This window comes from Aeromicrobium sp. Leaf272 (assembly GCF_001422865.1).
Lineage (GTDB): Bacteria > Actinomycetota > Actinomycetes > Propionibacteriales > Nocardioidaceae > Aeromicrobium.
In genome coordinates this window covers 543-3819 of the sequence record NZ_LMMY01000004.1, presented here as the reverse complement: position 1 = coordinate 3819, position 3277 = coordinate 543, and the positions used below count along the sequence as shown (strand labels likewise).

Sequence of the window (3277 nt, the reverse complement as noted above, 5' to 3'; positions counted from 1 at the left end):
TTAAATGCAAATGTATCTATAATTTCATTTCTAATTCAACTATTGATCACAATTCTTTCTACAAACTACGTCATATCAAGTCAGCCATTTTACAATTTGGTTCATAAAGTTCGAAAATAATATTAACATTCACTCGTATTCATATCAAATACATTAATTTTAATTTAACTGTATCTAAGTTACAACAGATTGCAGTGATTTTTGCTGATTTCAAAATATCTATTAATATTGATTCAAAAATACAACATGGCGTTTTTACATTCTGACATTTAAATTTGGAATTCTAATCTACAAACTACATACAAGTTCTTATTCTTTGGAAACCCGCCATAGGTTTATTAAAAAAAACATTGAAACTTAAATTAAAGTCGTCTTTTAGCAAGAATCTAGTTATTTTAATTATTTAAATAATGTTTCTACATGATTATAAGAGTTTTTTACAATATTTCCCCTATTAAGTCTATATTCTACATCTATTTCTAATGTAAACAGTACTACATGTAAAATACAACATCAAACACACTTGCAACACAAATATAACCGAAGAAGTGTAATCAAAGAGTTTCAACTACTCACCACTAGATGACGCTAAACACAATTTCTAACCTACTAAAAAACTACGTTTCTTCGGTCAAATTAAGTATAAACAGCCGATTTTGACGAGAAATTTCTATAAAATTAATAAAAAAGGAACTTTAAGACACTTGATTGACTACTTTTCTAAAAAATCTACACGTTTCTATAGCAAAAATATACTCGTGACGTGAAATAACTATTTAAAATCTAACACTATTGTCACTACGTCATCTATTTGTGAAAAATAACGAAAAAGTCACGAAATATATTTTACTAGCGCAAGCGAAATCCAACAGGCAAGATACAGTCGTTTTTGGTTTTCTAATTCAAAATTATCAACGCTCAATATAATTGTAGTAAAAAGTCATTACAAACAAACTATTAATTAGTTACAAAAGGTTCCAGATAGAGTTCTAGATACGTTAACTGACAGATACTGCCATATAAGTAGTCAAAAGTAAAAACATTTCTTTGGCATTATCTATTAGATAACTATTTTGAACATTAGCTGGAAGCTGTGAATCTAGCCATAAATATACTAAAATATTCAACACTATCTTTTATTAGATAAAAAACAGTAATTTTGTCGTAAAAATATTGAAAACATTGACAAATATGAAACAGAAAAATCGTATTTTTTTATCAGTACACGTCAGCCATCTTCTTTTCCATAGACAACAAACATTTTTCCCGCCTTTTCTTCAAAGAATTTACGTCAGTATGGTTTACCGAAAATATAAAAAGAAATACTTAAAAAAACAATTATTTCAAGAAATAAATAGTTTTGAGCGATATAACCTTGTTTTTTTATTTGTATATTTAATGAGACGCTGTTTTGTTTAAATATAATTTTAGAACTACTCAGTTCTCTAGCTAAAAAAATAGAAGGCAGTGAAGTTAAAAATATCACCAAATAAAAAAAACTTTTTACAAAAAAACAAAACCGACTTTGAAGTCGGTGTCTGCAGGTCTGTTGACTGTGTTTATTTTGCCACCGACTTCTAGAGCCACCAAAATGCCGGAGATATGGATTAACATACATAAAAAAAAAGTACGGTCGAATTGAGAACCTCCTCCTTTTTGGGAAGTCGGTTAAAAAATAATATGCTATCTACTTTAATTTAATGTTATTGAAAAACCTAATTGGCTCTATATCTACAAAATATTTTATCTTGGTTAAAAAAATATAACATAATTACTCAAGCTCTAATTTTGGGCGTAAATTAAAGTATTTACCGACTTTAATTATTTGATGTATTTTCAACTGAATACGAAAACAACCTTTTAAGTTTGCTAAAAAAATGTCTGTCATCGCAATAAATATATTCAAATAGAAAAATAAAATAAGTTTTACTAAACAATTTAGGATGTAGTACATAGAAATATCTATTATCGCAAACCATTCAAATTAAAAAGTTATAAAATTTTCGCTAAAAAGGTAACTACAAAAAAACCTGCAATTTTTTCAAAAAAAAAACAGCGTCAACACAAAACTACAAATAAAAGAACCAAGCGCAAATAATTTACGTACTTTCAAAAAAATCAAAAAGATCAATGTTTTCTCGGGATCAAAAATAGGTTATACGTATCTTTAGGCAAAGCCACACACGCCGGTTTCTGTCTTAGATCTTCCAAATTTTCAGCCCCAATTTCAAACTCCTGCATTATACTGGCAAACATGACGAAACTCATCGTAGTTACTAAAGTTTGACCAATGCACGTTCGCTTACCTATACTAAAAGGCAGGAAATGTGGGATGTTCCTCTTAACAGACCAGACTTCTTTTTCCGTCTCCGCTGGCTTGCTCGGCCTTTCCCCATCAGATTCCATGCCGGAATCACAGAAAGAATTCCTTCGAACCCTAACTTTGGTCTTTTCTAGAAACCTTGATGGGTCAAATTTCTCCGGCTCATTCCAGTATTCCTCTGAAGTGTTTAGTTCATAGTTGTTTATGAAGACTATCGTTCCTTTTTCTACGCCATATCCTGAGATTGCTGCGTTCTCCGTAGCTACATGAGGAACGATAGGGGATGAGGCGTATCTTAGACATTCTAAGACAGTTGCTTCTGTGTATGGCAAACTATGACGGTCGAGTAATGTAACAGGCCTTTTGCCTTTAGTCAAACCGTCTAATTCTGCCCTAATCTTCCTGCCGACTTCAGGGTCTCTCGCCACAGCTGTCAAACATAACATGACAAGATTACCCACCGAAGAATGACCGCCTAGAAAATCTTCAAGCATGAAGATTATAGTATTTCTATCAACCGTCGGGTCTTCATGTAAAACTTTTAGCAACCCATCTAGAAAGTCCTTTTCAGGCCCTTCTATGTCCAGATCCAATTCCCTCTGTTCTACGATCCTTGAAAGAATGAACGAGCGAATATCTGAAGACCAGTTAGACAGTTTATCTAAATGCTTCTTGTAAAAAGGTTGGAGCCACGGCAGAAAATCTAAGGCATAACCTTGGTTAATCTCCCAGAAAATTTCGTCAAAATGGTCGACGATGCGCTTGAAATCTTCGTCGTTTTCGGCGTCAAATCTCACGTTGCACATGTAGTGCGAAAACATATTCATTGCTGTAGTCATTAAGATCGGTTTTAGGTTGATGCTGGAGTCTAAAGTACGGGTTATGTTTTTAAGTGTTTGTAGCAGTTCTATGGATTCGAATGTAGCGACGTCTCCGATGCGCGCGAAGTTGTCG

General features: G+C 32.5%; 1 protein-coding gene. It reads right to left on the bottom strand.

From position 1 onward, the window contains the following. Positions 1 to 2127 precede the first annotated feature (2127 nt). Positions 2128 to 3277 (bottom strand): cytochrome P450 (locus ASF38_RS16975; RefSeq protein WP_200914358.1); only part of this gene is annotated, 1150 nt, incomplete at its 5' end.